Source organism: Variovorax sp. OK212 (assembly GCF_900112425.1).
Taxonomy (GTDB): Bacteria; Pseudomonadota; Gammaproteobacteria; order Burkholderiales; family Burkholderiaceae_C; genus Variovorax.
On sequence record NZ_FOLP01000008.1, the window covers coordinates 1 to 23,828 of the forward strand.

A 23,828-nucleotide genomic window follows, 5' to 3' on the forward strand; every position below is an offset into this window, starting at 1 on the left:
ACCAACGTGCAGGTCACCAACCTCGGCGGCCTGGGCGCATTGACCAGCGGCAACGGCATCGAGTTGATCAGCGCCGTCGGCGGTGCCACCACCACGGCGCAGACCACCAAGAGCGCGTTCAGCCTCGCGGGTGGCCACGTCGATGCGGGTGCCTACGAATACCGGCTGTACGCGGCCGACGCCAGCGGCGCGGGCGAGAACTGGTACCTGCGCTCCACCACCACGGCCGTGCCGCCGGCCACCGGTGGCGGCACGGGCACGGGGACAGGGACAGGGACCGCCACCGGCGGCGGCCTGGTCGTGCCGACCTACCGCGCCGAAGTGCCGCTGTACGCCGCGCTGCCCGAGCAGTTTCGCCAGGCCAACCTGTCGATGCTGTCCAACCTGCACCAGCGCGTGGGCGACGACGGCCCGAGCGGCGCCAACACCGCGTCGCCGGAGCAGGGCTACCGCCAGGCCTGGGCCCGCATCATCAGCACCGACCGCACCATTTCGCAGGGCGGCACCGTGAGCCCCACCAGCAAGGGACGCCTGACCGGCTTCCAGGCCGGCACCGACCTGTGGGCCGACCCCAACTGGCGCGTGGGCGTGTACGTGGGCCAGCTCGACGGCGACATGCGCGTGACCGGCTTTGCCAGCGGCCTGGCGAACCTCGGCGTGGGCTCCACCGACCTGCGCAGCGAGTACGTCGGCGCCTACGCCACCTGGAAGAACGACAGCGGCCTGTACGTCGACGGCGTGCTGCAGGCAGGGCGCCACCGCTACACCGCGTCGCCCACGCTGAGCTTCGGCAGTTCGGGCAAGGGCAACAGCCTGCTGGCGTCGATCGAGGTCGGCCAGTCGTTTCCGCTGGCCGAGAACTGGACCATCGAGCCGCAGCTGCAACTGGTGCACCAGCGCGTGAACCTGGGCGACACCGGCATCGCCGGTGCGCTGGTGCAGCAGGACAGCCACAACGGCTGGCTGGTGCGCGCGGGCGTGCGGGTCAAGGGCGAGATCGCCACCAGCGCCGGCCTGCTGCAGCCTTATGTGCGCGTGAACGTGTACCGCAGCGGCAGTGGCACCGACGTGACCCGCTTCGTCGGCCCGGCCGGCTTCACCGACATTGCCACGCGCACGGGTGGCACCAGCACCGAGCTGGCCGGCGGTGCCACGCTGCAGCTGACCGAGAGCACGAGCCTGTATGCGGAAGTGGGCAAGCTGTGGGGCTCGGGCGGCGGGGCGCGCACGAAGAGCGGGATCGAAGGCAGCATCGGGGTGAAGGTGCGCTGGTAAGCGTGAGCGCGGGCCCACGCCAACGCCCGCGCCCTCAACGCGGCTGCTGTTGCGTGGTGCAGTGGATGCCGCCGCCGCCCGCGGCGATGGCATCGATGTCGAGCTGCACCACCTCGCGTCCCGCAAACAGCTCGCGCAGCAGCGAACGGGCGTTGCCGTCGGCGCGCGCGTCGCCGAACTGCGGCGCGAAGACGGCACCGTTGCACACGTAGAAGTTGATGTAGCCCGCCGCGAACTCGCGTGTCTCGAAGGTCTTGCGCACCGTTGCCGGCCCCTTGAGCACCTCCACGCGCAGCCGCTGTCCGCGCGCATCGGTGGCCTGCCGCAGGATCTCCAGGTGGCGCCGCGTCACCGCGTGGTCGTAGGAGTCGGGGTCGTCGTCGAGGCCGGCCACCACCACGCCGGGCGACGCGAAGCGGGCGTAGAAATCGGTGTGGCCGTCGGTGATGTCGCGGCCCGCGATGCCCGGCAGCCAGATGATCTTGCGCAGGCCCAGCAGTCGCCTGAGCTCGGCCTCGCAGGTCTCCTTGCTCAGGCCCCGGTTGCGGTTGGCGTTGAGCACGCAGCTCTCGGTGATGATCGCCGTGCCGGCGCCGTCCACCTCGATGGCGCCGCCCTCCAGCACGAGCCGGGTGCGCAGGCGCTGTACCTCGGCCGCGTCGCTCACGTACTCGGCCACCTCGGCGTCGTGGCCGTGCGACTGCTTGCCGCCCCAGCCGTTGAAGTTGAAGTCCACGCCGGCCCGTTCGCCGGCGGCGTTGCGCACGAACACCGGCCCGGTGTCGCGCATCCAGAGATCGTCGACCGGCTGCACCTCCAGCTGCACGCGGTCGCCGCACAGGCGCGCGGCGATGTCCTGCTCTTCCTCGCGCACCAGCATGTGCACCGGCTCGAAGGCGGCGATGCCGCGGGCAATGCCGGCCAGGTGCTCGCGCGCCGGCTTCAGCAGGCGCCGGCCCCACACTTCCTCGCTGGGGCCGAAGGACATCCAGGTGGCGCGGTGCGGCTCGCCTTCGTCGGGCATGTGCCATGTGTCACCCGTGGCCCCGCCCGGGCTTGCGGCCCTGGCGGCTGTGACCGCCGTGACCGCCGGCATGACGGCCCAGCCCAGCGGCGCGAGGCCCAGGCCGCCCAGCAGGCGGCGGCGTGTCGCGGAAAAACGCATGTCGGGCTCCTCGGTGGGCGGCGCGCTCACGCCGGCTCCTGCTGCGTCGTGCAATGAATGCCGCCGCCGCCCGCGGCGATGGCGTCGATGTTCAGCTGCACGATCTGATGGCTGGGCAGATGGGCGGCCAGCGCATCGCGCGCCGCCCGGTCGGCGACAGCATCGCCGAATTCGGGCAGGAACAGGGCCTTGTCGGTGATCAGGAAATTCACGTAGCCGGCCGCGAAGTCCTTTCGCGCGTACGCCGGCCGTACCTGTCCCGGCGTTTCCAGCGTGACGATCTGCAGGGCGCGTCCGCGCGCGTCGGTGGCCGTGCGCAGCAGTTCCAGGTGCCGCCGCGTCACGGCGTGGTCGAACGACTGGCTGTCGTTGTCCAGCGCCGCCACCAGCACGCCCGGCTTGAGGAAGCGGGCGTAGAAATCGGTGTGCCCGTCGGTGATGTCGCGGCCCGCGATGCCCGGCAGCCAGATGATCTTTTCCAGTCCCAGCAGCCGCTTGAGCTCGGCTTCCGCATCGGCCTTGCCCACGCCCGGATTGCGGTTGGCGTTGAGCACGCAGCTCTCGGTGATGACGGCCGTGCCCTGGCCGTCGACCTCGATGCCGCCGCCCTCGAGCACCAGGCTGCTGCGCAGCAGGGGAACGCCCGCCTGCCCGGCCATGAAGGCCGCCACCGTGGCATCGCGCGCATGGGCCTGCTTGTTGCCCCAGCCGTTGAAGTTGAAGCCCACGGCGGCGCGTTCGCCGCGTGCGTTGCGCACGAACACGCAGCCGGTGTCGCGCATCCAGAGGTCGTCGATGCCGTGTTCGATCAGTTGCACGTTGGAGCCGCAGAGCTGCCGCGCGGTGGCGAAGTCTTCCGGGGTCACCAGCATGCGGACCGGCTCGTACACGCTGATGGCATTGGCGATGCGTGCCAGCGCCTGCTGCACCGGCTGGCGCAGCTGCGCCGTCCAGATGGATTCGCGAGCCGCGAAGGCCATCCATACGGCGCGGTGCGCGCCGCCTTCGTCGGGCATCTGCCAGCCGTCGCAGCCGCTGGAAGCCACGGGGGCGGCCGCCGGTGAAGGCGTGAGGGAAGGAGAAGGGGGCCATGCAGGGAAAAGGGCGGACGAGCCGCCGCCACTGCCACCACCGCCGCAGGCGCCGAGCATTCCGCCCAGCAATCCGAGGCTGCCCAGGCCCATCAGGGCACGTCGAGTTGTCATGAAAACTAAGGGTTACTACCAGGGCATCGGATTCTGTCGACCTTTATTCATTTGCATAACTGATCTTTATTGGCTGAATCAATCAACCCAGCTCATGATTGTCTTGCGCGTCGCGCGCATAGCCCAGCAGGCTGTCGAAGACCTCGCGCACCAGCGGCAGCCGCGGCTCCCCGCCGGTGCGCGACATCCATACGGTGCCCAGCGGCAGGCTCGGAAAGCCGGCCAGGTGTTGCAGCTGGCCGTTGCGCAGGGCCTCGTCGGCCAGCAGCCGCGAGAGCAAGGCCAGGCCGCGCCCGCGCAGCGCGGCGTCCAGCAGCAGGCGCGGATCGTCGTAGATCGCCACCTTGCGCAGGCCGCCGAAGTGCTCGCGGATGAAGGGACCGATGCGGTCGCTCGTGAGGTCGCCCTCCAGGCACAGCATGCCGGTGTCCTGCGGTGCCCCCGCGCCGGGCACGCCGACGGCGATCAGCTCGTCGTCCAGCAGCGGCACTTCGAGCACGCCCTGCTGCTTGAGCGGCTCGCGCGTGATGGCGATGTCCACGTCGAGTTCGTCGATGTAGCGGGCCGTCTCGTCGATCGAGATGATCGGGCACAGCGCCGGGTGCGCCTGCAGCAGCTGGTCCACGCGCGCCTGCAGCCAGCCCCTGACGATCGGCGCGGGGCAGACCACCGTCACCAGGTTGTCGTCCATGTAGGTCTCGATGCGGCTGAGCCCGTTGCGGATCTGCTCCAGCGACTTGCTCACGCTGTCCAGCAGCAGGCGCCCCGCCACCGTCAGTTCCACGCCGCGGCCCTTGCGCCGGAACAGCGGCTGGCCGACCTGCTGCTCGAGCTGCGCGATCTGGTGGCTGATGGCCGATTGGGAAACGAAGAGCTCGTCCGCGGCGCGCGAGTAGTTGCCCAGGCGGGCGGCCGCCTCGAAGCCGATCAGGAACCTGAAAGAGGGCAGTCTGGCGTTTGACATATGCACATATGAGCTGGGTCGATGAATACATGGCAAATTCATCGTTTTTCAATCAGCTGGGTTCAACTCATAGTACGCGTCCCTTTGAACGACACACCCGAGGAACGACGTGATACCGAACGATTTCGACTGCCGCCGCGCCGGCTTGCGCATGCCCGCCGAATGGGAGCCGATGGCGGCCACCTGGCTGGGCTGGCCGGTGCTGGCCGACCGCGAAGAACTCTGGGGCACGCACTACGACGCGGTCTGCCGCGCCTTTGCGCTGCTCGCGCGCACGATCGCCCGCTACCAGCGCTGCATCGTCGCCGCCCACGCACCGCTGGCCGACCGGGCGCGCGAGCTGTGCGGCCCGCGGGTCTGCGTCGTGCCCATGGCCGTCGAGGACAACTGGCTGCGCGACTGCGGCCCCGTCTTCCTGGTGGACGCGCAGCGGCGCACCCAGGTGGCCGCGGGCTTCCGCTTCAACGCGTGGGGCGGCAAGTACCACCCGCACGACGGTTGCCGGCGTTGCGCGGCCGACATCGCGGCATGGGTGGGCGTGCCGCTGGTCGCGTCGGACATGGTGCTGGAGGGCGGCGCCTTCTACGTCGACGGGCAGGGCACCCTGCTGACCACCGAGAGCTGCCTGCTGCATCCCAACCGCAATCCGGGCATGCGCAAGGCCGACATCGAGGCCGAACTGCGGCGCATGCTGGGCGTGCGCAAGATCGTCTGGCTCCCGGGCCACCCGGGCGAGGTCGAGACCGACGGCCATGTGGACGGCATCGCCTCCTTCACGGCACCGGGCCGCATCCTCTTCAATGCCGCCGACCCCGACCAGGGTGAGCTCTACTGCGCCATGCAGGAAAACCGCCGTGCGCTGGCGCTGGCAACCGACGCGCAGGGCCGCCGCTTCGAAGTGCTCGACCTGCCCGTGCCGCGGCAGGTTCGCAACCACGGCAGCGAGCGCTTCTGCGACACCTATGCGAACTACATGCTGGTCAACGGCGCGGTGATCTCCACGGCCTTCGGCGTGCCGCAGGACGCACAGGCGCGCGAGGTGTTCGCCCGTGCCTTCGCGGGCCGCACGATCGAGCTGCTGCCGATCGATGCCATCTCGCTGGGCGGCGGCGCCGCGCACTGCTCGACGCAGCAGCAACCCCTGCCGGCCGCCCGCTGGCGCGGCGCGGGCTTCGGCCCGGCCTCCTAGGGAATTAGGCCCCTGTGTTCATCGCCGCAAACCCGCGCGCCAGGTCCGCCACCAGATCCGCCGGTGCCTCCAGCCCGACATGCAACCGCACCACCGCCCCGCGCCCGCTCCAGTCGGTCACGCTGCGTGCGGCGCGCATGTTGGTCCACGCCACCAGGCTTTCGTAGCCGCCCCATGACGAGCCACGCCCGAACAGCGTGAGCGCATCGACGAAGCGCTCGACCGCGGCGTTCCCGGTGCCGGGCTTCAGCTCGATCGACAGCAGCCCGTTGGTGCCGCTGCAGTCGCGCTTCCAGATGTCGTGGCCCGGGTGCTGCGGCAGCGCCGGGCAGAACACGGTGGCCACCTCGGGCCGCTGCTCGAGCCAGTGCGCCACTTCGAGCGCATGCCGCTCGTGCATCTGCAGCCGCGCCGACAGCGTGCGGATGCCGCGCAGCACCAGCCACGCGTCATCGGGGCTCACGGTCATGCCGAAGGCGTCGCAGCGTTCGTTCAGTGGCCGCCATGCGGCCTCGGTGGTGGCGACGGTGCCCATCATCACGTCGGAGTGGCCCGAGAGGTACTTGGTCGCGGCCATCGTCGAGATGTCCGCGCCCAGCGCGAGCGGGCGGTACTGCAGGCCCGAACCCCAGGTGTTGTCGGCCGCCAGCAGCGCGCCGCGCGCATGCGTGAGCGCGGCCAGCTTCGGCAGGTCGCACATCTCGTACACCAGCGAGCCGGGGCACTCCGCGTACACCAGCCGCGTGGCGGGCTCGAACAGGTCCTCGATGCCGCTGCCGTCCGCCGCGAAGAAGCTGCTGCGGATGCCGTAGGGCTCGAGGAACGAATGCACGAGGTTGCGCGTGGGCTCGTACACGCTGTCCGACATGAGCACATGGTCGCCCGGCTTCAGGTACGACAGCAGCACCATGCCGATGGCGGCCAGCCCGGTCGGGAAGAGCCGCGTGCGGTAGGCGCCTTCGAGCTCGCTCACCGCGTCTTCGAGCGCGAAGGTGGTCGGCGTGCCGCGCGCGCCGTAGCTGAACACACGCTCGCCGTCGCGCCGCGCCCGCGCATCGCGCATGGCGCCCACGCTGTCGAACAGCACGGTGCTGGCGCGCACCAGCGGCGTGTTGACGGGCGAGCCGCCCGCATGCGACGGGTTCTTGCCGGTGCGCGTGAGCCGCGTGTCGGGGGCCAGGTCTGCGGGGACGTTGTGCGGGTCGGACATGGTGATGAAGAGGGCGGATGGCGAAAGAATTTCAGGCCGCTATGTTGCGTCAATCGGCGCGGGCGCCGGAGAGCTTGACGATGCGCGACCAGCGATCGATGTCCTGGCGCATCTGCGCGGCAAAGGCTTCCGACGAATTGCCGACCACCTCGCTGCCGCCGTCGGTCACGAGCTTGGCCACTTCGGGCAGGCGCAGCGCGCGCACGATGGCTTCGTTCAGGTAGGCCACGCGTTCGGGCGGCGTGCCGGCCGGTGCGAAGAAGCCGTACCAGTCCTCGAAGCGCGCGCCGGCGTAGCCGAGCTCTTCGAGCGTCGGTGCCTTGGCGAACACGCCGATGCGCCGCGGGCTGGTCACGGCCAGCACGCGCAGCTTGCCGTTCTGCACCAGGCCCGCCACCGACGCGGTGGAGGTCACCAGCACGTCGACCTGCCCGCCGAGCAGGTCGGTCAGCGCGGGGCCGGCGCCCTTGTAGGGCACGTGGGTCATCTCGATGCCGTTGTCCTTGCCCAGCACCACGCCCACCAGGTGCGACAGCGTGCCGTTGCCCGGTGTCGCGTAGGTCACCTTGCCGGGGCTCGACTTGGCCTTGGCGGCCAGGTCGCCGAAGCTCTTGAGGGCCGAGTTGGCGTCGACCACCAGCGCGAGCGGCGCGGCGTTGATCTGCGTGATCGGGATGAAGTTCTTGACCGGGTCGAAGCCCGCCTGCGCATACAGCGTGGGGTTCACGGCCATGATCGACACCTGCGAGGTGAGCACGGTGTAGCCGTCGGGCTTGGCGTCGGCCACGGCCTTGGCGCCGATGTTGCCGCCCGCGCCGCCACGGTTGTCGACCACGGCCGCCTGGCCGATGATTTCCGGCAGGCGCGTGGTGACGAGGCGCGCGGTGGCGTCGTTGCCGCCGCCGGGCGGGAAGGGCGAGATGAACTTGATCGTTTGCGACGGGAAGCCGTGGCGCTGCGCCATCGGCTCGGCGGTGGCGGGGTGCACGACCAGCGCCGCGAGCCAGGTGGCGGCGACGGCGAGGCGAACGAGCGGTGAGATGCGACTGACAGACGACATGACAGGACTCCTGGAATAGGAACGGACAAGGACGAACAACAGAAAGCGAAAACCGGGGGGTGGATCAGGGGTGGATCACTGGTGCGATGGCGTGGCCGCCACCGCCGCAGGCAGGCGGAAAGCGGCTTTTTCCTGCGCATCGAGCTGCGCGACGAGACCGGTCTCCCATGCGAGGTAGCGGCGAGCGGCTTCCTTGTTGCCGTCGTGGCGGTCGTGCACGAAGAACAGGTAGTCGATGCAGTCGGCATCGGCGGGCAGCGCGGGCGTGGCTTCCAGCGGCAGGCCGGCGGCGCGCCAGGCGGCCATGCCGCCCTGCAGCAGCAGCGGCGCAGGCAGGTTCGCGAGTTCGGAGGCCGCGGTCCAAGCCGCGAGCGCGGCGTCGTCGGCCACCAGCACCAACTGGCGCGTCTCGTTCTTCACGTCGGCGGCCAGGCGCGGGCGGATCGACCAGCGCGCCTGTGCGATGTGCCCGGCGCGAAACGGCATGCTGCCGCGCAGGTCGATCACCGCCACGTCGTTCTTCTCGAGCCGCGCGGCGAGCGCTTGCGCATCGATGGTGGCCAGTGGAGGAGCCGCCGGTGCCTTGGCGGGCGCCAGCGACAGCCCGCTCGCGAGGCCGCCTTCGAGCACGCTCGCGTCGTGGCCCATCTGCCGCAGCCAGCTCGCGATGGTCGGCGCGCGCACGCCGTCGTTGTCGAACAGCACGAGCCGCGCGCCGCGCACGCCGACGTACTGGTCGCCGGCCTGCATCAGCTGGCCGCCCGGCGTGTGCTGCGCGCCCGGCAGGCTGCCGGCGGCGAACTCTTCGGGTGTGCGCACGTCGCACAGGAACAGGCTGCGGCACGTGTTGGCAGCCTCGGCGGCCCACTGCTGCACCGTGGGCGCGGTGACCACCGGTACGTCGAAGCGCGCGGCCAGTGCTTTCGCGGCGGGGCGCAGGTCGGTGTTGCCGCTGTCGTCGGCGTAGCGGCGCGTGCCGCCGTGCTCCAGCACGTGGTCGTTCAGGTACCAGCCCTGCGTGCCGTTCTCCAGCGCGTACACCGGGTTGGGCAGCCCGAGGTTGATCAGCGTCTGCGCGCCGATGATGCTGCGCGTGCGCCCCGCGCAGTTGATGACGATGGGCGTGGTGGTGTCGGGCACCAGCTGCCGCACGCGGTAGGCCAGCTCGCCGTTGGGGCAGCAGGTGGCGCTCGGGATGTTCATCTTGTGGAACTCGCTCACGGGCCGGCCGTCGAGCACCACCACCTTGTCGTTGCGCGCCAGCATCTCGGCGAGCTGGTCGGCGCTGACGCGGGGCGTGTGATAGACCTCCTCGGCCAGTTCGCCGAAGGTCTTCGAGGGCAGGTTGACGCCCGCGAAGAGCACGTAGCCCGCGGCCTTCCATGCGAGGGCGCCGCCCTGCAGCACGTGCACGCCGGTGTAGCCCAGCGCGGCCAGCTGCGCGGCGGCACGCTGTGCCACGCCGGCGGATGCGCCGTCGCCTTCGTCATAGACCACCACCCGCGCGCCGCGGCGCGGCACCAGGCGCGGCACGTCGAGCTCGAGCCGGCTGAAGGGCAGCGGGATGCCGTAGAACAGGTGCGCCTCGCCGTACTGGCCGTGCTCGCGCACGTCGAGCAGCGCAATCTCCGCGCCGTCGTGCAGCCAGGATTTGAGGGTCTTCGGGTCGATGAAGGAGGTCATGAGAACAAGTCGTTGGGACGAACGGGGTCCTGCGAGGCCGCGCGTGCGGCCCGCATGAACAAAAGTGGAAAGCCGGAAGGCGCTTCAGCGGCGCGTCTGCACGCCGATGCCCATGGTCTGGTAGGTGCCCGCGGCCAGGTCGTAGGCGGTGCGCTGGTTCAGCGTTTCGAGCGCGCGGCCGTACATGTGCAGGTGGCGGATCACCTGCTCGCCCTGGATCTCCACCGAGTGGATGTCCTCGGGCATCAGCGCGATGCCCGTGCCCGGTGCCACGACGACCAGTGCCGTTTCCTCGAGCCGGCCCTTGCCGGCCACGGCGCCGTCGTCGGTGCGCTCGTACACGCGGTTGTGCTCGGTGCCTTCCACGGCCGCGATGCAGGCCCAGGTCGTGTGGTTGTGCGGCACGATCTTCTTGCCGGGGCGCATCACGTTCAGGTAGAGCGCATAGCTCTGGTCGGCGTCTTCGGCGATCAGGTAGCGCGCCTGGTGCTCGCCGGCCTCGGGCGGCGGGAAGTCGGCGGCGCCCCAGTACGCGGTGTGCGCGGCCAGGTCTTGCAGCGAGCCGAGCACCACGTCGAGCGTCTCGCGGGTTGCTTCAGCGCCGCCGATGGCTTTCTTCATCGCATCGATGGACGCGGTCACGGCCTGCTGGCGTTGCTCGGATGGGGTGCTCATGCGTGTTCTCCAGTGGGGTTGCGTGTTCGGTATGCATTCACTGTAGTGACCGGCGCGTGACGCAACAATCCAAGCGGTGCAACAAACACATCAATAAAATTAATGTATGGCCACCCTCGATCTTGAACTGCTGCGCTCCTTTGCCGCCGTTGTCAGCCACCACAGCTTCGCGGCGGCGGCCGTTCACCTGGAGCGCACGCAGTCGGCCATCACGCAGCAGATGCAGCGGCTCGAGGAGCAGATCGGCCATCCGCTGTTCGCCAAGCAGGGCCGCCAGAAGCGGCTCACCGAGCACGGCGAACGCCTGCTCACCTACACGCACCACATGCTCGCGCTGAACGACGAGGCCCTGCGCAGCTTGCGCCAGGGCCAGCTCGAAGGCAACCTGCGCATCGGCGCGCCGCACGACGTGGCCGAGACCATGCTGCCGCTGCTGCTGACCGAGGTGGCGCGCACCTCGCCGCTGCTGCAGCTGGACATCCACATCGGCCGCAGCCCCTACCTGATGACTTCGCTGAAGAGCGGCGAGGTCGACATGATCATTTCCAACCGCGCCGATGCGCAGTCGCAGTTCGAGGGCGTGGTGCTGCGCAACTCGCCCACCGTGTGGCTGTGCGCCGCGGGCTACGTGCACGACCCGACCAAGCCGGTGCCGCTCATCATGGCCGACGGCCCCAGCATCTTCCGGCGCATCGGCCACGAGGCGCTCGACACGGCGGGCGTGGCCTGGACGCCGCGCTACACCTCGTCGAGCCTGATCGGCATCAAGGCCGCGCTGCGCGCGGGGCTCGGCGTGACCGCGCGCGGCGTGGAGCAGCTCGACGCCGGCCTGCGCGTGCTGGGCGCGGGCGACGGCATGCCGCGGCTGCCCGACCTGGCGTACTACCTCTACGTGCGCAGCCATGTGGTGAACCCGGTCACGCGCCAGGTGTTCGAGACGCTGAAGAAGCACCTGCGGCTGCCGCGCACCGACGTGCCGGCCTGAAGCACCAGAAGAGCCAGAACCTCGGAACGTCAAACCCGAGAGCGCGAAACGGCTTGTGTGCGCTTGGGCGACAGTTCTGCAAGGAATTGTTGCTACAGTCGGCGGCGTCATGGGTCGACGAAACAAAGCGCTCGTATGGCGCCTGCTGTGGGTGATGCTTGTGCTCGCAGGGCTGGGATGGAGCGTTTCCGCCCGCGCCGTGACGCTGGTGGAGCAGGCGCAGCTCACGCTGGCCTTGCGCGGCCAGGCCCCGGCCCCCGCCGAAAGCCCCCAGACCGTGTCGCTGCCCTACCTCTGGGACGAGCGGCAGGGCGCGGTCGATGGCGAGGCGCGGTTCACCTTCGAGATTCCGGCCGCCGACCCCCACACCCCTCTTGCGCTGTTCGTGCCGCGCCTGGGCAACAGCTACCGGCTGTCTGTGAACGGCCATGAAATGGCGCGCTTCGGCGCCTTTCCCCCGGGCCCCTATGACGACGCGGCGATCGAGCCGCAGTACTTCCTGCTGCCGGCCTCGGGCCAGACATCGCCGCAGCGCGTGGAAATCGCCATTGCCGCGCAGGCCGCGCGGCAGGGCGGCCTGTCGCCGGTGGTGGCGGGCAGCGAGGCCGAGATTCGTCCGCTGTACGAGCAGGCGCTGTTCTGGCACGTCAGCGGCGGGCGCTTCATTGCCATCGTGAGCGGCGTGCTGGGTGCTCTGTCGCTGCTGGTGTGGCTGCGCCAGCGCGAACCCATCTACCTCTACTACGGCCTGGGCGAGCTGCTGTGGTCGGTGCAGACGGCGCGCGTGCTGTTCACGCATGCGCCCTTGGCCTGGCCCTGGTGGGGCGTGCTGCCGCTGGCGGCGTTCCAGGCGGCCACGCCCCTGCTGTGCCGCTTCGCGCTTTCCGTGGTGGGGCGCGACGACAGCCCGCTGGCGCGCTTCCTGGGCCTGATGGCGTGGCTGGCGCCGGTGACGGCCGCGATCGGCATCCTGGTGCCGGTGCTGTGGCTCATGCCGTTGTGGCGCGGGCTGAGCCTGCTGATGGCGCTGGCGATGATGGTCGTGGTGTTGCGCGTGGCGCTGCGCAGCGCGGTGCTCGAGCATCGCGTGCTGGCCGTGGCCGTGCTGCTGATCGTGCTGTGCGGCGCGCGCGACGTGTGGGTGATGCGCACCTCGCCCGAGGCCTACGCCATGGTGCCGTGGGTCCGCTTCGCGTGGGTGGGCTTTGCCATCTCGCTGGCCTGGATCATTGCCGAGCGCATGCGCAAGGACGCCCGTGTCATGGCGGCCATGAACGTCGCGCTGGAAGCCGAACTCGCCGAGCGCAACGCCGCGCTGGAGGCCGCCTTTGCCCGCGAGCGCGAAGGCGAGAAGGCGCGCGGCGCGCTCGAGGAGCGACAGCGCCTCACACAGGACCTGCACGACGGCCTGGGCGGCCAGCTCATGGGCGTGCTGCGCATGGCCCAGCAGCCGGGCGCGGCGCTCGGCGACGTCGCGCTGCATTTGCGCGACGCGGTCGACCAGCTCAAGCTCACGGTGGACGCCATGCACGGCTGCGAAGGCGACGTGGCCTCCGCGCTGGGCACGGTGCGCTACCGGCTCGGGCCGCGGCTGCAGGCCGAGGGCATCGACCTGCACTGGGACGTCGGCCACCTGCCGACGATGGCGGGCTGGACCGCGCGCGAGTCCCACCAGATGCAGATGCTGCTGTTCGAGGCGTTCGCCAACATGATGGCGCACTCGGCGGCCACGCAGGCCAGCCTGGTTGCGCGGCTGGTGCCCGGTGGCGGGGAAGGCGAGGGCAACGGCAACGGCAACGGCAACGGCAACGGCAACGGCAACGGCCAGCGCATCGGCGAACGCATCGAGATCAACCTGTGCGACAACGGCCGCGGCTTCGACGCCAACGCCAGGTCCGGCGGCCGGGGCCTGACCAACATGCGCGTGCGCGCCGCCGCGCTGGGCGGCACGCTCACGCTGCGCTCGCGGCCCGGGGAAACCGTGCTGTGCCTGCACCTGCCGGTGCCCGAGGCAACCGCGGGTGGGGCCGCCTTCGCCATCGACTGACGCGCGCCTTCGAAGGTGGCGCCTGAAAGATAATCGGCCGCCCTGCGCCGCGCACTTCCTGTCCGGGTCAACGCTTGCATTCGGGCCAGCGCCATTCACTCGGGCCCGGCACCTGAAAACCGAACTTCCCAGCATGACAGAACCCACTCGCCGTCGAGGCGCCGATGCGCTGATCCAGTCCCTGCAAGCCGCGGGCGTGAAGCGCATCTTCACGCTGTCGGGCAACCACATCATGCCGGTGTTCGACGCCGCGTTCGGCGCCGGCATCGAGCTCGTGCACACGCGTCATGAGGCCAGCACGGTCCACATGGCCGATGCGTGGGCGCGCATCACCGGCGAAGTGGGCATTGCCCTGGTGACGGGCGGCCCGGGGCACGCGAACGCGGTGGCGGCGCTGTACACCGCGCAGATGGCCGAGGCGCCGGTCGTGCTGCTGTCCGGCCACGCGCCGAACGACCAACTCGGGCAGGGCGCGTTCCAGGAGATGCGCCAGGCCGAGATGGCCGCGCCGGTCTGCAAGGCCGCCTGGACATGCGCCAGCGCCGACGACGTTGCCGCCGACATCGCCAGGGCGATCCGTCTCGCGCGGTCGGGCCGGCCGGGGCCGGTGCACCTGAGCTTGCCGACCGATGTGCTCGAAGCTGCTGTGGCAGACGCTTCCTTCACTTTGGATGCGGCAGCGTTCGCACCCGAGCCGATGCCGCTCGATGCGGCCGTTGCGGCGCGGTTGCTCGACTGTCTTGCAGCAGCCCGCAACCCCATGATCGTCGTCGGACCCTCGTGCATGACACGCAGCGGCCGCGCGCTGACCCATGCGCTCGAAGAGGCGACCGGCATTCCCGTGGTCGGCATGGAGAGCCCGCGCGGCGCCGGCGATGCAAGCCTGGGCGCGTTCGCCCAGCTCGCGGCCCGCGTCGACTGCCTGCTGCTCGTGGGAAAGCGGGTCGACTTCACGGTCAAGTTCGGCGCTGCCTTTCCCGCGGCGACGCAGGTGCATCAGGTCGATGCCGAGCAGGCCGAGATCGATCGCAGCCGCCGTGCGCTCGGCGACCGGTTGCAGACCGTGGCGCAGGCCGATGCCGCATCGGCATTGCGCGCGCTGACCGATGCCGCATCGCCGGCCGCGCGCGAGCCGGCGGCTTCTGCGTGGCTGAGCGAAGCGCACGAGGCGCTGGCCTACCGGCCCGCCGCGTGGGACAGCGCCAGCGCGCCATCGCCGGGCCGGCTGCACCCGGTGCAGATGCTGCGCCCCCTTCAGGCCCTGCTCGACAGCCATCCCGAATCGGTGCTCGTCTGCGATGGCGGCGAGATCGGCCAGTGGGCCATGGCCTGCCTGCGCGCACCGCACCGCGTGAACAACGGCGTGGCCGGGTCGATCGGCGCCGGGCTGCCCTATGCGCTCGCGGCGCGCTGCGCCCGACCCGAGGCGCCCGTGGTCGCGGTCATGGGCGACGGCACCGTGGGCTTTCACATCGCCGAGTTCGACACCGCGGTTCGCTACGGGCTGTCCTTCGTCGCGGTGGTCGGCAACGACGCGCGCTGGAACGCCGAGTACCAGATCCAGCTGCGCGACTACGGGCCCGAACGATTGATCGGCTGCGAGCTGCGGCCCACGCGCTACGACACCGTGGCGCAAGCCTTCGGCGCGCATGGCGAGTGCGTGACGGAGGCCGCCGAGCTGCTGCCCGCCGCGCGGCGGGCGCTCGCCAGCGGAATGCCGGCGTGCCTGAACGTGGTGATCGAGGGCGTGCCCGCGCCGCAGATCCGGCGCTAGCCGCCGGTAGCGCCAGTAGCGCCGGCCGAACCGGTAGGGCCGGCAGCACCGGAACGAAGGCCCGGCTCGGCGCCGGTCTTCGGCCTGTGCAGCACCACCTGCACCTCGGCCGCGCGCGCCCTCAACTGGCCGCAGCCGCCGTCGATGTCCTGGCCGGCCGAGTTGCGCAGCTTCGTGAGGATGCCGCGCTGGTGCAGCGTGCGCGCCATCTGCTCGCAGCGCTCCCACGACGGGCGGCTGAACGCCACGCCGTCCACCGCGTTGAACGGAATCATGTTCAGCACGCCGTACTTGCCCGAGAGCAGTTGCACCAGGCCTTCAATCTCGTCCGGCCCGTCGTTCACGCCTTCCAGCAGCGTCCATTGGTACTGAATGGGGTAACCCGTGGCGCGCGCATAACGCTCGCCCGCGGCGACCACTTCCTCGGGCGTCATGTTGGGCGCGCGCGGCAGCAGCTTCCTGCGCAGCTCGGCCTTGGTGGTGTGCAGCGAGAGGGCCAGCGCGGGCTTCACGCGCTCCTGCTGCAGCCGCTCGAACGCGCGCGGGTCGCCCACGGTCGAGAACACCAGGTTCTTGTGGCCGACATTGCCCACCGTGCCGAGCAGCTCGATGGCCTCCAGCACGTTGTCCAGGTTGTGGGCCGGCTCGCCCATGCCCATGAACACCACCTTGCGCACCGGCCGCCGCAGGCGCGCAAGGGCGACCTGGGCAATGATCTCGGCGCTGCCCACCTGGCGCAGCAGGCCGTCGCGGCCCGTCATGCAGAACTGGCAGCCGACCGCGCACCCGACCTGCGACGAGACGCACAGGCCGTCGCGCGGCAGCAGCACGCTCTCCACGGTCTGCCCGTCGGCAAGGGCCACCAGCAGCCGCTCGGAGCCGTCGGCGCCGGGGTGCACCGCGTGAATGCGCGCCAGCCCCGCAAGCTCGGCCTCGATGGCGGGCAGGGCCTCCATCAGCGACGACGGGAAGAAGCTGTGCGGCAGGCGCCGGCCGCTGTCGCGCGGCAATGCATGTGACCACAGCCGCAGGATGCGCTGCTCGTGGCTGGGGCCCGCGCCGGCTTCGCGCAGCCGGCGTTTCAGTTCGTGGATTCGCATGCGTGGGGCAGGGCAGGGGGGCGCTGCGGGCTCTGGTGGCTCTGATGACCGTAGTGGCTCTGGGACGACATGCGACAGATTGTGCATGGCAGTCACCCGAAGTCAGGCGGCTTGTGCCCCCCGATGGTGGCGCGCAGAATCGCGCTCCCCGCCCTGGAGGCATGGAACATGACGATTCCGTACTTTGTCCTGACGCCCGAGCGGCGCGACAGTCCTCTGAACGTGGTCGGTACGCAGGTGACCGTGCTGGCGTCGAACGCGACGACGCAGAGCTTCGGCATCACCCTGCAGCGCGGCGACGAGGGCACGGGCCCGCCGCCGCACAGCCACGACTGGGACGAGGCTTTCTACGTGCTTGGCGGCCAGATCACGTTTCTCTGCGACGGCAAGGCCCACATGTGCCAGCCGGGCACGCTCGTGCATGTGCCGCGCGGCACGGTGCATGGCTTCCAGTACGGCAAGGGCGGCGGGCAGATGCTCGAGATCACGGGCCAGGGTGCCCTCGCGTCGGAAATGTTCGCCGCCGTCGACCACGAGATTCCGGCGGGCCCGCCCGACATTCCCCGGCTGCTGGCGGTGCTCGCGCGCAACGGGGTCACCGTCGAGTCGTGAGCTTCAGCCTGCGTACCGAGGCGAAGCAAAGGCCGGTCACTGCCGGGCCGCAAGCCATTCACGCGCGGACACGCCGACCTTCTGCGTGAACAGGCGCGACAACGCCGACGCATTGGCATAGCCGAGCGCCTGTGCGATGGTCTTCACCGATGCGCCCTTCCTGAGCTCGGCCTGCGCGATGGTCAGGCGCCAGTTCGCCAGGTAGTCCGCCGGCGTGGCGCCGACCACCGCCTTGAAGCGCTGGGCGAACGCGCTGCGCGACAGGCCGGCCTGTTGCGCCATCTGCTCCAGCGTCCACGGCTCGCCCGGGCGCTCGTGCATGGCGACCAGCACGCGCGCCAGTTGCGGGTCGCCGAGGCCGGTCAGCAGGCCGGCCGGCAACTCGCTTTCCTGCGGATGGTCGAGCAGCCAGCGCAGCAGCTGGATCAGCACCACCTCGAACATCCGGTCGGCCAGCAGCCGGTGCCCGCATAGCACCCGCGTGGTCTCGGCGAAGAGCAATGACAGCGACTGCTCGAGGCCTTCCACCGCGTGCAGCGGAAGGCGGATCAGCGCAGGCAGCGCACGTGCCAGCGGGTGCGCGTCGCCGCCGTCGAAGTCGAGCGTGGCGCAGACGAAATCCGAGCCTTCCGTCGGCGCGTTGTGAAAGTTGTGCGCCAGCGGGCGCGGATAGAAAAGCAGGCTCGGCTCCTTCACCACGAGCTTGCGCGGCACGCCGGCGCGCGACGAATGCGTGACGACCATCTCGCCGCGGCGCAGCACATGCAGGAAGCCGCGCCCCTCCTTCGCCTCGAAGCGCGTGGTGCCGCACAAGGGGCCGGCATGGAACAGATGCGCCCGGACATGAAAGCGCTCGAGCAGCGAGGAAAGCCTGTCGATGGGCGGCGTGCGGGGCGGCATTGGACGAAAAGGTACGTTATCTGGATAAAACGAGCCAAATCATACGACCGATGCAAAGACACTTGTTCCCACCACTTCATTTCAAAGGAACACCATGACTCGCATTCCCCTCGTGACCGACGCCGCTGCCAACGGCGAAGCCAAGGCACTGCTGTCCGAGATCCACGGCGCCTTCGGCGCCACGCCCAACATGTTCCGCGCCGTCGCCCACTCGCCGGCCGCGCTCAAGAGCCTGTGGGGCGCGTTCGGCGCGCTGGGCGGCGGCGTGATCCCGGCGCAGCTCGGCGAGCAGATCGCCGTGGCCGTGGCCGACCGCAACGCCTGCCACTACTGCCTGGCCGCGCACACTGCGCTGGGCCGCAAGGCCGGCGTGTCCGCCGCCGACATGGCCGCGGCGCAGGCGGGCGAATCGGCGAACCCGCAGACCGCGGCGGCATTGCGCTTTGCGCTGAAGGTCGTCGACCAACGCGGCCAGGTCGACGCAGCCGACGTGCAGGCGCTGCGCGCCGCGGGCTTCGACGACCGCCACATCGTCGAGATCCTGGCGCACGTGGCCTTGAACCTGTTCACCAACTATGTGAACGTCGCGTTCGAGGTGCCGGTCGATTTCCCGTCGGTCAAGCTGCGCGCGGCGGCATGACGAAGACCTTGCCGACGGCCTGGCTGGCGCAACTCGAATGACGGTGCAAGCCACCACCATCGACGCGCTGCTGGTGGGGCAGGTCGGCTTGCTGCCCGACGGCCGCTCGGCGAGCGGCATCCACAAGTCGCCCGCTGAAGGCGCGCTGTGGCTGTCCGCCACCGGCCTGCAGGGCGATGCGCAGGCCGACCCGCGCATTCACGGCGGCCCCGAAAAGGCCGTGCACCACTACCCGCGCGAGCACTACGCAAGCTGGGCCTCGTGGAGCCGCCGCGCCGATCTGCTCGGAAGCCCGGGCGCCTTCGGCGAGAACGTTTCCACGACGGGCTGGGACGAATCGAACGTGTGCATCGGCGACGTGGTGCGCCTCGGCGATGCGCTGGTGCAGGTCTCGCAGGGCCGGCAGCCCTGCTGGAAGCTCGACGTTCGCTTCGGCGAGCCCGGCATGGCGCGCGAGATGCAATCGCGCGGCTGCACGGGCTGGTACTACCGCACGCTCGAACCCGGCTGGGTGCGCGGCGGCGCGCAGGCGGCGCTGGTCGACCGGGCGCACCCGCAGTGGCCGTTGTCGCGCCTCATCGCCCTGCTGTTCGCGCGCGACGAACGCTTCGCGCCCGAGTGGGCGGCTGCCGCCGAGTTGCCCGCATTGGCCGAGCGCTGGCGCCGCACCTTCGGCAAGCGGGTGGCCGCCGGGCACGTCGAAGACTGGGAGCCGCGGCTGCGTGCGCCTTCGAAAGACACCTGAGCTGTCAGCTTGCAGGGGCACAATCGCGGCGTTCATCAGCCCCCCAAGAGGTACGCCCATGCCCGCCAGCCAGCGCATCGTGCAAGTCTGTCTCTTCGTCGTTGCCGCCATCGCCTTGTTCGGCGGCACGCTCCAACTGTTCATGGGGCAGCCCGAGACCACGCCCAGGCTGGACAACGTGCACCGCTTCATGGGCGGCGTCTACCTGTCGACGGGGGTCATCAGCCTGTGGGCGGCGCTCACCATCCGCCAGCAGGGCACCCTCGTCTACCTGATCGCGTTCGCGGTCTTCATGGCCGCGGTGGGGCGGCTGGTTTCCATGGCCAAGGTCGGGCTGCCGGAGCCCGGCGGCGTGTGGCTGGCCTACCTGGCCTCGGAGCTGGTGTTCCCCGTGATCATCGTCTGGGCCCAGTGGGTGGCGCACCGCATCCGGTAGCGGCCGATGCCTCGGCTTTACGGCGGGAGGGGCAGCCACTATGCTCTCGCGCACAGCCAGAAGAAGCTGCGACCTTGACCGCGATGCGCGGGAAGGGCGCATTCGAAACACTCGCGTCGCCGCCTGATGCGAATGTGCCCCCGCCGATCGCGCAACAGGATCGCCAGGGAGCGGCTGCCGAGGCGTGCTTGCCGAAGTGACGCAGCGAACCTGCGCAGCCTCGGCCTGTGGGGGCCGAACTCGCCGTCATCAACGGCCTCATCCACCCAAGCCTGAAACTTGAATGGGCCGCGCCCTGGTCGAAGGACCGGGGTCGCGGGTGGACAGGTCGAGCGGCATGGCGCCGCGCGACGTACAAGGCGACTTCATGAACGCTTCCAGCACGGCCCCGCGCCTGGCAACCCTGATCTTTCTGTCGGCCGTGGCGGTCTTGCCGGTCAACATGTTCGCGCCGTCGCTGCCCCACATCGCGCGGGCTTTTGGCGCCGACTTCGCGTTGGTGAACCTCTCGGTCGCCGGCTTCGCGGTGGTCGCGGCGCTGACCCAGCTCGTTGCCGGGCCGCTGTCGGACCGGTACGGGCGCCGCCTTGTGGTGCTGGCGGCCGTGTCGATCTTCGTCGTGGCGTCCATCGGCTGCGCGCTCGCGCCCTCGATCGGCGTCTTTCTCTTCTTCCGCTTCATGCAGGCCGTGATCGCGGCGGGCTACTCGGTCTCGCTGGCGGTCATCAAGGAGACCTCGGGCGAGCGCGAAGCCGCGAGCAAGATCGGCTACGTCGCCTCCGCGTGGGCGCTCGCCCCCATGGTCGGCCCGGCGTTCGGCGGCATGCTCGACCAGCTCTTCGGCTGGCGCGCGAACTTCGTGGCCTTCGCGGTCTTCGGCGCGGCCGTGCTGGCCCTGGCCGCCGCCGACCTGAAGGCACCGGTCAAGACGGCCGCCCGCCCGCTGGCAAGCTACCTGCGCGGCTACGGCGACCTGCTGCGCTCGGCACGCTTCGGCGGCTACGTGGTCTGCATGGCGTTTTCGACGGGAACGCTCTATGTCTTCCTGGGCGGCGCGGCATCGGCGGCCGGCCCGCTGCTCGAAGGTTCGAGCGCGAAGCTCGGCTTGCTCATGGGCGTGGTGCCCGCGGGCTTCATCGTCGGAAGCCGCCTGGCCAGCCGGTACGCCGCCCGCCATCCGCTGAGCACGACCGTGCTCGCCGGCCGGCTGTTGACATGCGCCGGGCTGCTGGCGGGCCTGCTGCTGTCGGTGTTCGAGGTCGGGCACGTGCTGGCGTTCTTCGGGCCGTGCGTGTTCATCGGCGTGGGCAACGGCCTGACCTTGCCCGGCGCGAACGCGGGTGCGATGTCGGTCCGGCCCGACCTGGCCGGCACCGCCGCGGGCCTGGCGGCATCGCTCACGATCGGCGGTGCCGCCTTGATCGCCTCGGTCGCCGGGCTTTTCCTGGCGGAAGCGAGCAGCACGCACGCACTGCTCTGCGTGATGCTCGCATCGGCCTCGCTGGGTTTGGGCGCGGCGCTCGTGGTCGTCTCGCTGGACCGACGGGTGTGAGCAACGACAACCTGCGGCTACATTCGGCCAGGCGCCCCTTGCAGGGGGCGTTCGAGAGCGTTTGCAGGCCGAACCCCAAGGAGGATGCGTGGAAGTCCGTCAAATCGACCCATCGGAACTGGACAGCCTTATGGCCCTGTACCGGCATCTCCACGAGTCCGACGACCCTTTGCCGGACCCCGGGATCGTCGAGGCCGTGTGGCGCGAGTTGGTGCAGAACCCGCGCTGCAGGTACTTCGGCGTCTACGTGGCCGGGAGTCTTGTCTCGAGCTGCACCGTCACCGTGATTCCCAACCTCACCCGCGGCTGCAGAGCGTATGGCGTGATCGAGAACGTCGTGACACGTGCCGACCACCGCAAGCGGGGATACGGCCAGGCCGCGCTGGCCGAGGCGCTGTCCTTTGCGTGGTCCCAAGGCTGCTACAAGGTCATGCTGCTGACCGGCAGGAAAGACGATGCGACCTTCCAGTTCTATGAATCGGCCGGCTTCGACCGCAACGGCAAGCAGGCCTTTGTTGCGAAGCCTCCCGTCGCGAGGACTGAAGGTGGCTGAGCCGTGGGCTGGCCCGCAACGGTCCAGGCAAGCATGAACAGCCCTGCCGACCTCGACATTGCAGGGATCCTCTGCGAGTCTGGCGCGATCAGGTTCCGTTACGCGCGAGTGATGTCGGCCGACAAGACCCGATGGGTTCGCCATGGTCTCTTCGTTGCGTACGACGAGAACGGCACGCCGGTCTCCGAAGGGCATTGCGTCGACGGCAAGGAGCACGGGCCTTGGCGCGATTTCCATCCGGACGGCACGCTTGCGGCCGAGGGCCGTTATCACGAAGGTAGCGGGGTCGGCCTGTGGCGGTTCTGGAATCCGGACGGTACCGAAGGGCCGGGCACCAACTGCGACGCATGACGGCCGCGACCGGATGGCGTCTTCGAGCACGGCCTCGTTCACGAAGGTGCTGAAGTCTTGAAAGGCCTCAAGTGCGCATTGCGGTCGGACGCCATGTTCGGGCCGCGCTGAGCTTCAAAAGGCATTTGCAGCCACAAGCAGCCGTTCGCTCGGTCCGGCAGAATCTGTCCACAAGCGCCCACTCGATGGCACCTCTGTCTGTTCTCGGGCCAACGCTATCTCTTTGTTCGTTCCCCAACCTGAAAGAAATCACCATGGCAAAAGCCTACTGGGTCAGTGCGTACCGTGCGGTCAAAGACGCAGACAAACTTGCGGCCTACGCAAAACTGGCCGGGCCGGCCATCACCGCAGGAGGCGGACGCTTTCTGGCGCGGGGGCTTCCGGTCGAGGTGTATGAATTCGGACTGGCCCAGCGCACCGTGCTGATCGAATTCGACAGCGTCGAGCATGCGAAATCCGTTCACGACAGCCCCGACTACCAGGCCGCGTTGGCCGCACTTGGCGACGGTGCCGAACGGGATCTGCGGATCGTCGAAGGGGTGTGAGCAGCGCCGAGGTCTTTGCTTCATGCCGACGATCCTGCTGCCTGTGCAGTTCTCGGCGTGTTGCATCGACGGGTTGAATCCGCCGCTACAAGCGGTCTCTCGCGGGAGCGGCAATTCGGAGAGGAGCGGACCGTCGCCGCTACCGCTACAGAATCCGACCACAAGTCGGGGACGGATCAGGTTCGTTCCAGGGATGAGTACAAAACCGATGCAATGCAAAAGCTCAGCGTCAGCAGGAGCGCCTCATAGGTCGCAAGTCCCAGCCAGAATTTGAAGGGCTCGTGCCGTTTGAAGACTCTATGCCTGCCACCGATGACGCCCGTCTTTATCGCAAAAAAGGGGTACCACACAGGCAACAAGAGCCAGCACAGCAAAGCGACCACGCAGAACGCTTGCGATCCCGTGCCGGGACCAATGCCTGCTGCGGCGAGTGGCAGGAAAAGGCCGCCCATCAACATGCCGATAGAAATTCGGTCGGAGGGCGCGACATCAGGCTGCAAGTCTGGAGTAGGCATCATCGAATCGTAATTTCTCCATGCAATGCGGGGTCGCGGACGTCGATGATTTCGCAATGATTTGAGCGTGGGGCAAGCTTGAAGGTATGTCTTCGAGCGGCGAAAAGCGTACTTGACCGCGACTATTCTCGGGGAGTCGAATGATCGCGACCGGGCGCATGTGCGCTCGACATCAGCGAGCCGGACCGGGCCACAAGCAGTCCCTCGCGGCCGAGGCTGAATGCGGTCAGGAAACGCTCTACCTCAGCCGCTGGCGGCATCAGCGCGCGGCCGATGGAAAAATCCGGCCACAACCGTCGCTCGACACGGGCGGCAACACACCGCAAGACAGAAACCAGAGTTGAACACCGTCAGTACCGGCGCTCAAAAAATGCAACGCGGCCAAAAATCCTATGTCTGCATTCACGTTTTCGACAACGTGAAGCCGGTCCTCCTTGTAGCGAGGGAGGGTGGGAGCTGGTGCTTTGTTTGCGGCGGGGAGCATGCCGACAATGCGTCTGAATACAGAGTCGTCGGGATGGGACACCTGCTCGACAGCGACCCTGCCCTTGACGCATTGCTTGATTTAGCTCCCGAGTGGGAAGCAGAGCGGGCCAACGTTCACTCACCCTGGATTCGCAGCAAGTGCGCGCCGCTTGATGACTAGT

The 23,828-nt window shown here is 69.4% G+C and carries 24 protein-coding genes; 14 read left to right on the forward strand and 10 right to left on the reverse strand.

The genetic code is table 11. The features are described from left to right. On the forward strand, positions 1-1,275 hold a 1,275-nt coding region (locus BM004_RS22430), incomplete at its 5' end, for an autotransporter family protein (protein ID WP_143120471.1). Positions 1,276-1,309: 34 nt separating this feature from the next. Here BM004_RS22430 and BM004_RS22435 read toward each other — a convergent pair. The 3 genes from BM004_RS22435 to BM004_RS22445 all read right to left on the reverse strand — a co-directional run bounded on the left by BM004_RS22435 (position 1,310) and on the right by BM004_RS22445 (position 4,609). Next, the gene (locus BM004_RS22435; RefSeq protein ID WP_371270388.1) at positions 1,310-2,371 is read right to left on the reverse strand and encodes an agmatine deiminase family protein; all 1,062 of its coding nucleotides are present in this window, start codon (positions 2,369-2,371) and stop codon (positions 1,310-1,312) included. 95 nt (positions 2,372-2,466) lie between these two features. Continuing rightward, entirely contained in the window at positions 2,467-3,645 is a 1,179-nt protein-coding gene (locus BM004_RS22440; RefSeq protein ID WP_371270264.1) for an agmatine deiminase family protein, read from the reverse strand. A gap of 82 nt (positions 3,646-3,727) precedes the next feature. Then, positions 3,728-4,609: a LysR family transcriptional regulator gene (locus BM004_RS22445; RefSeq protein WP_093216879.1), complete on the reverse strand. Its 882-nt coding sequence runs from the start codon at positions 4,607-4,609 to the stop codon at positions 3,728-3,730. Positions 4,610-4,718: 109 nt separating this feature from the next. On the opposite strand from BM004_RS22445, the gene BM004_RS22450 reads away from it, so the two are divergent. Then, a complete protein-coding gene (locus BM004_RS22450) occupies positions 4,719-5,798 on the forward strand; it encodes an agmatine deiminase family protein (protein WP_256219992.1) in 1,080 nt (359 codons plus the stop codon). Between the two features lie 4 nt (positions 5,799-5,802). Here the strand turns inward: BM004_RS22450 and metC are convergent, their stop codons facing one another. From metC to BM004_RS22470, 4 genes are all read right to left on the reverse strand, one after another. Continuing rightward, on the reverse strand, positions 5,803-7,008 hold the full coding sequence (gene metC, locus BM004_RS22455; RefSeq protein WP_093216883.1) for a cystathionine beta-lyase: 1,206 nt from the start codon (positions 7,006-7,008) through the stop codon (positions 5,803-5,805). A 49-nt stretch (positions 7,009-7,057) separates the two neighbouring features. Then, positions 7,058-8,068: a Bug family tripartite tricarboxylate transporter substrate binding protein gene (locus BM004_RS22460; RefSeq protein ID WP_093130218.1), complete on the reverse strand. Its 1,011-nt coding sequence runs from the start codon at positions 8,066-8,068 to the stop codon at positions 7,058-7,060. Positions 8,069-8,143: 75 nt separating this feature from the next. Continuing rightward, complete coding sequence (locus BM004_RS22465) at positions 8,144-9,751, reverse strand: rhodanese-like domain-containing protein (RefSeq protein ID WP_093216885.1); 1,608 nt, start codon at positions 9,749-9,751, stop codon at positions 8,144-8,146. An 84-nt stretch (positions 9,752-9,835) separates the two neighbouring features. Further along, a complete protein-coding gene (locus tag BM004_RS22470; RefSeq protein WP_093216888.1) occupies positions 9,836-10,426 on the reverse strand; it encodes a cysteine dioxygenase family protein in 591 nt (196 codons plus the stop codon). A 106-nt stretch (positions 10,427-10,532) separates the two neighbouring features. Here BM004_RS22470 and BM004_RS22475 point away from each other — a divergent pair, with 106 nt between their 5' ends. From BM004_RS22475 to BM004_RS22485, 3 genes are all read left to right on the forward strand, one after another. Then, the gene (locus BM004_RS22475; RefSeq protein ID WP_093216891.1) at positions 10,533-11,411 is read left to right on the forward strand and encodes a LysR substrate-binding domain-containing protein; all 879 of its coding nucleotides are present in this window, start codon (positions 10,533-10,535) and stop codon (positions 11,409-11,411) included. Between the two features lie 154 nt (positions 11,412-11,565). Beyond that, entirely contained in the window at positions 11,566-13,458 is a 1,893-nt protein-coding gene (locus tag BM004_RS22480) for a sensor histidine kinase (RefSeq protein WP_143072476.1), read from the forward strand. Positions 13,459-13,591: 133 nt separating this feature from the next. Further along, positions 13,592-15,232 (forward strand): thiamine pyrophosphate-binding protein, encoded by a 1,641-nt coding sequence (locus BM004_RS22485; protein ID WP_093216896.1) that lies wholly within the window; start codon positions 13,592-13,594, stop codon positions 15,230-15,232. On the opposite strand, the gene BM004_RS22490 is transcribed toward BM004_RS22485, so the two are convergent. Continuing rightward, positions 15,229-16,332 carry an RNA methyltransferase gene (locus BM004_RS22490; protein ID WP_256219993.1) on the reverse strand — a complete coding sequence of 368 codons (1,104 nt, stop codon included), beginning with the start codon at positions 16,330-16,332 and terminating at the stop codon, positions 15,229-15,231. The two genes, BM004_RS22485 and BM004_RS22490, sit on opposite strands and share 4 nt — an antisense overlap. 168 nt (positions 16,333-16,500) lie before the next feature. Between BM004_RS22490 and BM004_RS22495 the strand changes: the two genes are divergently transcribed. Continuing rightward, positions 16,501-16,944, forward strand: a complete 444-nt coding sequence (locus BM004_RS22495; RefSeq protein ID WP_093217391.1) for a cupin domain-containing protein — start codon at positions 16,501-16,503, stop codon at positions 16,942-16,944. A gap of 36 nt (positions 16,945-16,980) precedes the next feature. Here the strand turns inward: BM004_RS22495 and BM004_RS22500 are convergent, their stop codons facing one another. Continuing rightward, complete coding sequence (locus tag BM004_RS22500) at positions 16,981-17,844, reverse strand: AraC family transcriptional regulator (protein ID WP_093216899.1); 864 nt, start codon at positions 17,842-17,844, stop codon at positions 16,981-16,983. 94 nt (positions 17,845-17,938) lie between these two features. Between BM004_RS22500 and BM004_RS22505 the strand changes: the two genes are divergently transcribed. The 7 genes from BM004_RS22505 (at position 17,939) to BM004_RS22535 (ending at position 22,666) form a co-directional block, all read left to right on the forward strand. Further along, on the forward strand, positions 17,939-18,484 hold the full coding sequence (locus BM004_RS22505; protein WP_093216901.1) for a carboxymuconolactone decarboxylase family protein: 546 nt from the start codon (positions 17,939-17,941) through the stop codon (positions 18,482-18,484). A 37-nt stretch (positions 18,485-18,521) separates the two neighbouring features. After that, positions 18,522-19,229 (forward strand): MOSC domain-containing protein, encoded by a 708-nt coding sequence (locus BM004_RS22510; protein WP_093216904.1) that lies wholly within the window; start codon positions 18,522-18,524, stop codon positions 19,227-19,229. Between the two features lie 58 nt (positions 19,230-19,287). After that, positions 19,288-19,665, forward strand: a complete 378-nt coding sequence (locus tag BM004_RS22515; protein WP_093130209.1) for a DUF4345 domain-containing protein — start codon at positions 19,288-19,290, stop codon at positions 19,663-19,665. 367 nt (positions 19,666-20,032) lie between these two features. Next, positions 20,033-21,217: an MFS transporter gene (locus BM004_RS22520; protein WP_256219994.1), complete on the forward strand. Its 1,185-nt coding sequence runs from the start codon at positions 20,033-20,035 to the stop codon at positions 21,215-21,217. An 88-nt stretch (positions 21,218-21,305) separates the two neighbouring features. After that, a complete protein-coding gene (locus BM004_RS22525; RefSeq protein ID WP_093216906.1) occupies positions 21,306-21,770 on the forward strand; it encodes a GNAT family N-acetyltransferase in 465 nt (154 codons plus the stop codon). 33 nt (positions 21,771-21,803) lie between these two features. Further along, positions 21,804-22,121, forward strand: coding sequence for a toxin-antitoxin system YwqK family antitoxin (locus BM004_RS22530; RefSeq protein WP_093217396.1), 318 nt, complete (start codon positions 21,804-21,806; stop codon positions 22,119-22,121). 254 nt (positions 22,122-22,375) lie between these two features. Then, positions 22,376-22,666 (forward strand): DUF1330 domain-containing protein, encoded by a 291-nt coding sequence (locus BM004_RS22535; protein ID WP_093216909.1) that lies wholly within the window; start codon positions 22,376-22,378, stop codon positions 22,664-22,666. Positions 22,667-22,842: 176 nt separating this feature from the next. Here BM004_RS22535 and BM004_RS22540 read toward each other — a convergent pair whose 3' ends face one another. Next, positions 22,843-23,181, reverse strand: a complete 339-nt coding sequence (locus BM004_RS22540) for a hypothetical protein (protein WP_093334553.1) — start codon at positions 23,179-23,181, stop codon at positions 22,843-22,845. Positions 23,182-23,521: 340 nt separating this feature from the next. On the opposite strand from BM004_RS22540, the gene BM004_RS40750 reads away from it, so the two are divergent. After that, positions 23,522-23,827, forward strand: a complete 306-nt coding sequence (locus tag BM004_RS40750; protein WP_143072477.1) for a hypothetical protein — start codon at positions 23,522-23,524, stop codon at positions 23,825-23,827. Position 23,828: the final 1 nt, after the last annotated feature.

Bases quoted from the DNA above. Each gene is read 5' to 3' on its own strand.
- BM004_RS22510 (WP_093216904.1), top strand. From the start codon at position 18,522: ATGACGGTGCAAGCCACCACCATCGACGCGCTGCTGGTGGGGCAGGTC.
- BM004_RS22440 (WP_371270264.1), bottom strand. From the start codon at position 3,645: ATGACAACTCGACGTGCCCTGATGGGCCTGGGCAGCCTCGGATTGCTG.
- BM004_RS22460 (WP_093130218.1), bottom strand. From the start codon at position 8,068: ATGTCGTCTGTCAGTCGCATCTCACCGCTCGTTCGCCTCGCCGTCGCC.
- BM004_RS22535 (WP_093216909.1), top strand. From the start codon at position 22,376: ATGGCAAAAGCCTACTGGGTCAGTGCGTACCGTGCGGTCAAAGACGCA.
- BM004_RS22490 (WP_256219993.1), bottom strand. From the start codon at position 16,332: ATGCGAATCCACGAACTGAAACGCCGGCTGCGCGAAGCCGGCGCGGGC.
- BM004_RS22475 (WP_093216891.1), top strand. From the start codon at position 10,533: ATGGCCACCCTCGATCTTGAACTGCTGCGCTCCTTTGCCGCCGTTGTC.
- BM004_RS22505 (WP_093216901.1), top strand. From the start codon at position 17,939: ATGACTCGCATTCCCCTCGTGACCGACGCCGCTGCCAACGGCGAAGCC.
- BM004_RS22520 (WP_256219994.1), top strand. From the start codon at position 20,033: ATGAACGCTTCCAGCACGGCCCCGCGCCTGGCAACCCTGATCTTTCTG.
- BM004_RS22540 (WP_093334553.1), bottom strand. From the start codon at position 23,181: ATGCCTACTCCAGACTTGCAGCCTGATGTCGCGCCCTCCGACCGAATT.
- metC (WP_093216883.1), bottom strand. From the start codon at position 7,008: ATGTCCGACCCGCACAACGTCCCCGCAGACCTGGCCCCCGACACGCGG.
- BM004_RS22470 (WP_093216888.1), bottom strand. From the start codon at position 10,426: ATGAGCACCCCATCCGAGCAACGCCAGCAGGCCGTGACCGCGTCCATC.
- BM004_RS22530 (WP_093217396.1), top strand. From the start codon at position 21,804: ATGAACAGCCCTGCCGACCTCGACATTGCAGGGATCCTCTGCGAGTCT.
- BM004_RS22500 (WP_093216899.1), bottom strand. From the start codon at position 17,844: ATGCCGCCCCGCACGCCGCCCATCGACAGGCTTTCCTCGCTGCTCGAG.
- BM004_RS22480 (WP_143072476.1), top strand. From the start codon at position 11,566: ATGCTTGTGCTCGCAGGGCTGGGATGGAGCGTTTCCGCCCGCGCCGTG.
- BM004_RS22465 (WP_093216885.1), bottom strand. From the start codon at position 9,751: ATGACCTCCTTCATCGACCCGAAGACCCTCAAATCCTGGCTGCACGAC.
- BM004_RS22515 (WP_093130209.1), top strand. From the start codon at position 19,288: ATGCCCGCCAGCCAGCGCATCGTGCAAGTCTGTCTCTTCGTCGTTGCC.
- BM004_RS22445 (WP_093216879.1), bottom strand. From the start codon at position 4,609: ATGTCAAACGCCAGACTGCCCTCTTTCAGGTTCCTGATCGGCTTCGAG.
- BM004_RS22435 (WP_371270388.1), bottom strand. From the start codon at position 2,371: ATGCCGGCGGTCACGGCGGTCACAGCCGCCAGGGCCGCAAGCCCGGGC.
- BM004_RS22485 (WP_093216896.1), top strand. From the start codon at position 13,592: ATGACAGAACCCACTCGCCGTCGAGGCGCCGATGCGCTGATCCAGTCC.
- BM004_RS22495 (WP_093217391.1), top strand. From the start codon at position 16,501: ATGACGATTCCGTACTTTGTCCTGACGCCCGAGCGGCGCGACAGTCCT.